Origin of the sequence: Pseudomonas serbica (genome assembly GCF_028823535.1) — a bacterium.
Lineage (GTDB): Bacteria > Pseudomonadota > Gammaproteobacteria > Pseudomonadales > Pseudomonadaceae > Aquipseudomonas > Aquipseudomonas serbica.
This window is the reverse complement of the sequence record NZ_JAQIYM010000025.1, coordinates 44638-52938: the sequence shown is the minus strand read 5'-3', so window position 1 is coordinate 52938 and position 8301 is coordinate 44638. Positions and strand designations below refer to the sequence as shown.

Annotated in this window: 6 protein-coding genes; 3 read left to right on the top strand and 3 right to left on the bottom strand. The window is 58.3% G+C overall.

Annotated elements, in window-relative coordinates; all coding sequences use genetic code 11:
- Nucleotides 1-414 precede the first annotated feature (414 nt).
- From hutC to NQL71_RS28680, 3 genes are all read right to left on the bottom strand, one after another.
- Complete coding sequence (gene hutC / locus NQL71_RS28690; RefSeq protein WP_046815611.1) at nucleotides 415-1167, bottom strand: histidine utilization transcriptional repressor HutC; 753 nt, start codon at nucleotides 1165-1167, stop codon at nucleotides 415-417.
- A gap of 124 nt (nucleotides 1168-1291) precedes the next feature.
- The gene (gudD, locus tag NQL71_RS28685) at nucleotides 1292-2644 is read right to left on the bottom strand and encodes a glucarate dehydratase (RefSeq protein WP_274643723.1); all 1353 of its coding nucleotides are present in this window, start codon (nucleotides 2642-2644) and stop codon (nucleotides 1292-1294) included.
- Between the two features lie 42 nt (nucleotides 2645-2686).
- Nucleotides 2687-4054 carry an MFS transporter gene (locus tag NQL71_RS28680; protein WP_274643722.1) on the bottom strand — a complete coding sequence of 456 codons (1368 nt, stop codon included), beginning with the start codon at nucleotides 4052-4054 and terminating at the stop codon, nucleotides 2687-2689.
- 384 nt (nucleotides 4055-4438) lie between these two features.
- Between NQL71_RS28680 and NQL71_RS28675 the strand changes: the two genes are divergently transcribed.
- The 3 genes from NQL71_RS28675 to NQL71_RS28665 all read left to right on the top strand — a co-directional run bounded on the left by NQL71_RS28675 (nucleotide 4439) and on the right by NQL71_RS28665 (nucleotide 8252).
- Nucleotides 4439-5155, top strand: coding sequence for a FadR/GntR family transcriptional regulator (locus tag NQL71_RS28675; RefSeq protein WP_166620368.1), 717 nt, complete (start codon nucleotides 4439-4441; stop codon nucleotides 5153-5155).
- Between the two features lie 330 nt (nucleotides 5156-5485).
- Nucleotides 5486-6736 carry an OprD family outer membrane porin gene (locus NQL71_RS28670; RefSeq protein WP_077182703.1) on the top strand — a complete coding sequence of 417 codons (1251 nt, stop codon included), beginning with the start codon at nucleotides 5486-5488 and terminating at the stop codon, nucleotides 6734-6736.
- A gap of 160 nt (nucleotides 6737-6896) precedes the next feature.
- Nucleotides 6897-8252: a spinster family MFS transporter gene (locus tag NQL71_RS28665; protein ID WP_077182704.1), complete on the top strand. Its 1356-nt coding sequence runs from the start codon at nucleotides 6897-6899 to the stop codon at nucleotides 8250-8252.
- Nucleotides 8253-8301 lie beyond the last annotated feature (49 nt).

Genomic DNA, 8301 nt, shown 5'->3' with positions numbered 1-8301 from the left:
GCGTGGGGTCTTGGTCGTCATGGTCATCTCCTCATTCAGCGGTCAGTGGCGTGGCATCGGCAAACAAGGATGTACATGTATGCTTATACCAACCTGTATGTACAAGTGAATGCAAGTGAAGGGCCAAAATCGTTCTGAACGGACGCAGCGCAATTCAGAATCGAATAAAAAATGAATTAAAACAGTTGGTTAACAAAAACAAGAAAAAGAGGGAAATGCAAAGAAGCACGAAAATTCTGTTGCAACTTTGCAAGGGTTTGCTGCGGCGGTGAGCATCCCGTAACACTTTTGTGCGAAAAGAAACGCTGGGTTGTCACTTTTTTGCCATATTTGGCCCTGGCAGTAACAGCCCCTGCAGGGTGTCTGCAACAGCAGCCTTGTCGAGCGGCAAGCGGGGGCCGCTCGACGGATGAATCAGCTGCCGAACTTGCCTTCCAGGCGATAACGCGAACCCGGATAGACCAGTCGCGCACAGCCGACCTGGCCTTTGGCGGCCCAGGTACGGCGGCGAATCAACAGGCACGGCTCGTACCGTTTTATTTGCAACAGCTTGCATTCCGCAGATTTGGCATGGATCGACTCGACCACGTGTTCGCCTTCGGTCAGTGGGGCCAGCTGGATCAGATAGGCGTAGGGCGTGACCTTGGTAAAGTCCTGCTGCAAATAAGCGGGTGCGACCTCGGCATTGACGAAGCGTTCTTCAATCTGCACCGGCACGCCATTCTCGTGGTGCACCACCACCGAATGGAACAAGCGCTTGACCCCCTCCAGGGGGAAGGGCATGGACGCGCGGGCCCGTTCCGGCATCTCCTCAAGCACGATCACTTCGCAGCGATGCTCATGACCCCGGGCCTCGATTTCTTCTGCGATGTTGTGGATCTCGAACAGCGCGGCGTGCCCCTTGGGCTCCGCCACGAAGGTGCCAACCCCTTGCATGCGCACCAGCGCGCCTTCGATGGTCAGTTCGCGCAATGCGCGGTTGATGGTCATGCGACTGACCCCCAGCAAATTCAGCAATTCGCTTTCAGACGGAACCTTGGAATTGGGTAGCCAGGCACCGGAGCGGATCTTCTGCATGATGATTTGCTTGACCCGCGCATACAGGGGGGAGGGGCTCTCGAGAGAAAAGGACTCGAGAGGCGCATTGTCCTCAATAGATTTGGCCACGTTTATTCCTGAATTGAAAAAATTACCCCGACAAGCTTGGCGGCCAGTTTACCGAGCTACGACAGATACGCCTATGTGTAAACAATGTGGCGCAGGGGTGGGGCACCTTGGGTGCCCCCAACGATCAGCGCACCAGGCAAGGTTGCTTGTTGTTGAAGCTCCAGCCAGGAATCAGGAACTGCATCGCGACGCTGTCATCCCGCGCACCCAGGCCCATGCCTTTGTAGAGTTCGTGCGCCTTGGCCACGGCGTCCATGTCGATGTCTACCCCCAGGCCGTGCCGGGTCGGCACCTTGACGTAGCCACCTTCGATTTTCAGCGGCTCCCTGGTCAGGCGCTGGCCATCCTGCCAGATCCAGTGCGTGTCGATCGCGGTGATCTCACCCGGTGCGGCGGCCGCTACTTGAGTGAACATGGCCAGGGAGATATCGAAGTGATTGTTGGAATGAGAGCCCCAGGTCAGGCCCCATTCGTGACACATCTGGGCCACACGAACCGAGCCCTGCATGGTCCAGAAGTGCGGGTCGGCAAGTGGGATGTCGATCGATTGCAATTGAATGGCGTGGCCCATTTCGCGCCAGTCGGTGGCGATCATGTTGGTCGCGGTTTTCAGGCCCGTGGCACGGCGGAATTCGGCCATCACTTCGCGCCCTGAGTAGCCATTTTCAGCACCGCACGGGTCCTCGGCGTAGGCGAGGACATGATGCTGGTCCCGGCACAGGCGGATGGCTTCCTTGAGCGACCAGGCGCCATTCGGGTCAAGGGTGATGCGTGCGTCGCAAAAGCGTTCAGCCAGGGCGGTGACCGCTTCGATTTCTTCATCGCCGCTCAGTACGCCACCCTTGAGCTTGAAGTCGTTGAAGCCGTATTTGGCCTTTGCAGCTTCAGCCAGGCGCACGACCGCCTCGGCGCTCATGGCTTTCTCGTGGCGTAGCCGGAACCACTCGTCTTCAGCGTCGGGCTCGTTGCGGTAGGCCAGGTCCGTGACATTGCGGTCGCCGATGTAGAACAGGTAGCCGAGCATTTTCACAGCATCGCGTTGCTGCCCTTCGCCCAGCAATGCTGCCACCGGCACCTCGAGGAACTGACCCAGCAGGTCGAGCAGCGCGGCTTCCATCGCGGTCACCGCATGGATAGTGATCCGCAGGTCAAAGGTTTGCAGGCCGCGACCCGCCGCATCACGGGATGCAAAGGTGCTGCGCATCTGGTTGAGGATGCGTTGGTACTGGCCAATGGGCTGGCCGATCACCAGGCTGCGAGCGTCTTCGAGCGTTTCGCGGATGCGTTCGCCACCCGGTACTTCGCCCACGCCAGTGTTACCGGAACTGTCCTTGAGAATGACAATGTTGCGGGTAAAGAATGGCCCGTGGGCACCGCTCAGGTTGAGCAGCATGCTGTCGTGCCCCGCGACGGGGATGACCTGGAAGCTGGTGACGACAGGGGACTGGGTGGTGTTGGCGGCATGTTCAGCGTTCATGGCAAATTCCTGCGAAATATGGTCGTTCAGGGATCAAGGGGATCAGTGGGATTTGCTCAGGGTCGCACCCGTTGCAGCGGTGGTTGGCGGCGTCAGCAGGGAGGATGCTTTCGGCGCAGTCCTGGCGAAAAACACCAGGATCGCGGCGAGCACCGAAGTGCCGGCCAGGCCATAGAGGCCGCCCTGGATCGACCCGGTGGTCTGCTCCAGGAAGCCGAAGGTTGTCGGTGCCACGAAGCCACCCAGGTTGCCGATCGAGTTGATCAGCGCGATGACAGCGGCGGCGATACGTGCATCCAGGTAGCCCTGGGGAATTGGCCAGAACAGCGAAGACGCCGACTTGAAGCCGATGGCCGCGAAGCAGATGGCGACGAAAGCAAAGATCGGCCCGCCGGTGGTGGACAGGAACATGCCGGCCGCAGCAATCAGCAGGGCGGTGGCAACCCAGGCTTGCTGGAACTTGAACTTGCTCGACAGGGTGGCGAAGGAGTACATGGCGATGATCGAGATCAGCCAGGGAATCGAGTTGAAAAACCCGACCTGCACGTCGCTCAAGTCTCCCATCTTCTTGATGATGCTGGGCAGCCAGAAGGTCGCGGCGTAGATCGTCAGTTGTATGCAGAAATACAAGGCGCAAAACAGCAGGATCTGACGATCTTTGAGCAGCTTGCCAAGGGTCGGTTTCACTGTGCTCAGTGCTTCGCGCTCGCGTTGTTCCTGATCGATGGCGCCGACCAGTGCATCTTGCTCTTCACGCGTCATCCACTTGGCGTCGTGGGGTTTTGAGTCAAGCCAGAACCAGACGAAAAAGCCCAGGGCTACAGAGGCCAGGCCTTCGATGGCGAACATCCACTGCCAGCCGTGAAAACCGAAACCTTCGATCTGCAGCAGGGCGCCCGAGAGAGGGCCTGAAATCAGCGAAGCAACGGCTGAACCGCTGAGGAAAATGGCAATGGCTTTGCCGCGCTCCACGCCTGGCAACCAGCGGGTGAAGTAGTAGATCACGCCGGGAAAAAAGCCTGCTTCGGCCACGCCCAGCAGAAATCGCAGGATGTAGAAATGGGTTTCGTTCTGGATGAACGCCATCAGCGTGGCGACGATGCCCCAGGTGAACATGATGCGGGTCAGCCAGATACGTGCGCCGACTTTTTGCAGCAGCATGTTGGAGGGCACTTCGAACAGCGCGTAGCCGATGAAGAACAGGCCTGCGCCCAGTCCGTAGGCGGCAGCGCCGATACCCAGGTCATGTTCCATGTGCGTGCGCACGAAACCGATATTGACCCGGTCGATGTAGTTGAGGATGAACATGATCACGAAAAGCGGGAGCACGTGTCTCTTTACTTTGCTCACGGCCCGCGCGAGATCTGAATCGCTTTCTGGAACGACGGATGCGTTGTTTGAATTGTTCAAAATTCAATTCTCCCACTGATTATTTTTATGCGGGTTTTAGCGTGACACCGGCGGCTTGTTGGGATCTGTGGTGCGCCTTGTGTTGATAGACATCATACAACTGGCTTTTCTGAATCGCAATGCGGTGGGCTGCGTTTTGTTGACGTAATGGACGGCGAAAAATAGTCATCAGGTTATAAAGCCCATGTTTAACGGGCTGTAGGCCCTGTAGGTAGAGCGGTTCGGTGCGCTTTCGCAAGCTGGTCGGGGGGAAAGGCCTGCGGCTGCGATTCAGTTTATTGATGTGTTGTCATACAAGTAGGCGCTATTTTTGATCAAGTCCGGCGGAGTACGTTCGCGCGGGTGTTAAGCTCTCAAGAGCGAAATTCCGTGGACTCAAAACCTATGCAAACTGAAAACGGCATCCCTGTCCGTAGACGTTCTACCAACCTGGCCCAGGGCGTGGTCGAGGCGCTGACCCAGCGCATTTTGCTCGGCCAATTGAAGCCAGGCGAAAAGCTGCCCTCGGAATCCACCATCGTTCTCGAGCATGGCGTGAGCCGCACCGTTGTCCGGGAGGCCATCTCCAAGCTGCAAGCGTCGGGTCTGGTAGAAACACGCCACGGCATCGGCACGTTTGTATTGGCGCAACCATCGCAGCCAGGGCTGCGCCTGCATGTGGATACGGTGGCAAGCGTCAGGAGCATGCTCGAACTGAGATTGGGCCTGGAGGTGCAGGCTGTTGCACTGGCAGCGGTGCGCAGGACTGATGATCAGCTCGCTCGCATGCGCCAGGCCTTGAGTGATTACCAGGCTTCGCTGGCCAACAACGACAGTTGCGTCGAGGAGGACAAGCGCTTCCATCAGATCATTGCCGAGGCCACCGGCAATACCTTTTTCACCGAGATCATGCAGCACCTGGGCAATGCAATGATTCCTCGCACCCAAGTGAAGGGTGACGAACGTGGAGGCGCCGACTTTGCGCAATTGGGGCAGCTGGCGAACAGGGAACATGAAGCTATTTTCAACGCGATCAAGCGGCAGGATCCCGATGCGGCTCGGGCTGCGATGGTCTTGCACCTGACCAACAGCCGGGATCGTTTTTCGGGAGAAACTCTGTAAACCCGTAGCCTGCGCATTCACCCCCTTGTTCCTACAGCTTCCACGCATCGAGTGGCAGCGCCGCCGTGCCTGCGCACCACACTCCGCCTGCGGGCCGACTAAGGGAAACCTTTAGCCGGGTTGGAGATTTCCCCCTTTCGGATGCTGTTCATCTTGATACCGGCGCGGCGTCTACTCGCTTACCTTGCGTAGACCCCGGACGTGTCGTCGTAGTGGATTGTCCATTGAGCTCGCCTGGCGCCATAACAACAAGAAAGCGGTTTTTGTGTTTCGTTTGACACTGCTCCTATAAATACAGTGCCCAGGCACATACAGATGTGGAGATGTTGGATGTATCAGGTAAAGCAGTCTTGCCGAGGGCTCGGTATTGCCAGCGTGTTGGGGATGATCTGTTCGCCATTGGCCGCACAGGCCGATGTTATCGATGACAGTCACTTCAAAGTGGATACGCGTAACTTTTACTTGAATCGCAACTACACCAATACCAATGCGCCGGTTTCCGAAGTGCACAGTTGGTCCCAGGGTTTCGATGCGCAGTTCACCTCCGGTTACACCGACACGGCCTTGGCCATTGGCCTGGATGTGGATGCGCAATACGCCGTGCGCCTGGATTCGTCGGGCAATGACGGTTCGTTGCCTTACAGCGTGAGCGAGCAGCAGACGGCCGATGACTACAGTCGCGCCGGTGCCACTTTCAAGATGCGCTACAGCAAGACCGAGTTGAAGGTCGGCGATCTTCGCCCGCAATTGCCGGTGGCGTTCGATGACACCAGCCGGCAACTGGATACCATCTACCAAGGGGCTGTGGTCGAGTCCAGGGAAGTGGACGGATTGACGATGACCGGCGGGCGTTTCTGGTCTGCGGTGACCCGCGAATCATCCAATCACGAGAAACTCTACAAGTTTGGCTCCACCGATAATCTCGACAGCGACGGCCTGGATTTTGGCGGCGTTACTTACGACATTACCAAGACTTTGCAAGCCAGTTACTTCTACGGCGTGTTGCACGACATTTATCAGCAGCACTATTTCGGCCTGATGCACATGGCTGATCTGGGTAACGGCTACAAACTCAAGACCGACTTGCGTTACTTCAATAACAATGAAGACGGCAGTGCCTTGAACGGTGAGATCGACAACCGTTCCTACGGTGCCTTGTTTACCCTGCTCAAGGGGGCGCACATGTTTGGCCTCAGTTACCAGCGCATGCTCGGCGACAGTGTGTTCCCGACGATGAACGGCTACATCCCGCAACCTTACCTGGTGCACTGGTCGTCACTGGGGTTTGTCCGCCCGGATGAAAAGTCCTGGGGGGCGCGCTACAGCTATGACTTTGCCGGCATGGGCATGCCAGGGCTGAAGCTCTACACCCGCTACATCAAGGGCACGAACTGGGACCGTGGCGGCAACCTGAGCGACAATCAGGAAAGCGAACGTTTCCTGGGGCTCAGCTACGTGGTACAGAGCGGGGCGCTGGCAGGCCTCGGGCTGGACCTGCGCAACATCGATGTGAAACAGAAGTACGGCTACGACTACAACGAATTCCGTGTCGCCACGACCTACACCTGGAAGTTCTGGTAAGTCCAGTCCAGCCCGCGCTTGACCCCATAACAATAAGAGGCCTGACCATGTTCGAACCCATTGTCCTTTGCATCTGCCCTGCAACTTTCCAGTCGGCGCGCCGTGCACCGTTACCCGGCGCGCTGCGCCCATGAGCGGATTCCAGAAGGAGCAAACACTAGTGAATATCCAGGTCGACAGTACTGTCCTGCAAAACAAGAAAACCTACCTCTACGAGTGGTACGTGGTCGGTTTGTGCATGATCGCCTACATCTTTTCATTTGTTGATCGACAGATCCTGGCGCTGATGATCGAGCCGATCAAAGCCGACCTGCAGATCAGCGACACTCAGTTCAGCCTGCTTCACGGGCTGGCCTTTTCGTTGTTCTATGCCTTCATGGGCATGCCCATCGCCTATCTGGCGGACCGTTTCTCCCGGCCGAAAATCATCGCCGTCGGCGTCGTGTTCTGGAGCCTGGCGACGGCTGCCTGCGGCTTGAGCAAGAACTTCCTGCACATGTTCCTCGCCCGCATTGGCGTCGGCGTCGGCGAAGCGGCCCTGTCGCCCTCGGCCTACTCGATGTTCAGCGACATGTTCCCCAAGGAAAAACTCGGCCGCGCAGTCGGCATCTATTCGATCGGTTCGTTCGTCGGTGGCGGCCTGGCCTTCCTGGTGGGTGGCTATGTGATCGCCATGCTCAAGGACATGAACACCATCGAGGTGGCCTTTCTCGGTGCGATGAAAGCCTGGCAGCTGGCGTTCTTCATTGTCGGCCTGCCCGGCATCGTGGTCGGCCTGCTGATCTGGCTCACCGTGCGTAACCCGGCGCGCAAGGGCCTGCAGGTCGATGCGCAGGGCAGGGCCAGGAAGGTCGGGATGACTGACGGCCTGCGTTTCCTCGGGCGTCACCGTGCCACCTTCGCCTGCCACTACCTGGGCTTTTCGTTCTACGCCATGGTGCTGTTCTGCATGATGAGCTGGAGCCCGGCGCTGTATATCCGCAAGTTCGGCCTGTCGCCGATGGAAGCAGGCTACATGCTCGGCACCGTACTGCTATTGGCCAACACCGCCGGGGTGCTGTTCGGTGGATGGCTCACCGATTACCTGGCCAGGAAAGGTCATCAGGATGCCGCGATGCGCACCGGCGTCATCGGCGCCCTCGGCATGGCGGTGCCAGCCGTGCTGTTCCCCCAGGCTGATCAACTGTGGCTGTCGGTGACCCTGCTGGTGCCGGCGATGTTCTTCGCCTCGTTCCCGATGCCGGCGTCCACGGCGGCGATGCAGATTCTTGCGCCGAACCAGGTGCGTGCACAGGTCTCGGCGGTGTTCCTGCTGATCAGCAATTTGCTGGGGTTGGGCCTGGGCACCACCTTGGTGGCGCTGTTGACCGACCGCTACTTCGGATCGCCCGCGGCGGTAGGTTCGTCGATGTCGCTGGTGATCTGTGGGGCGTCGGCGTTGACTGTGCTGCTGCTATGGCACGGCTGCCGCCGTTTCCGCGAAAGCTATGCACGGGAGTACCCTGCCCAGGCGTGAAGTAAATAGTCCATAGTGGTGCTTCAGCCTCGCTCCGTACAACGCAGCG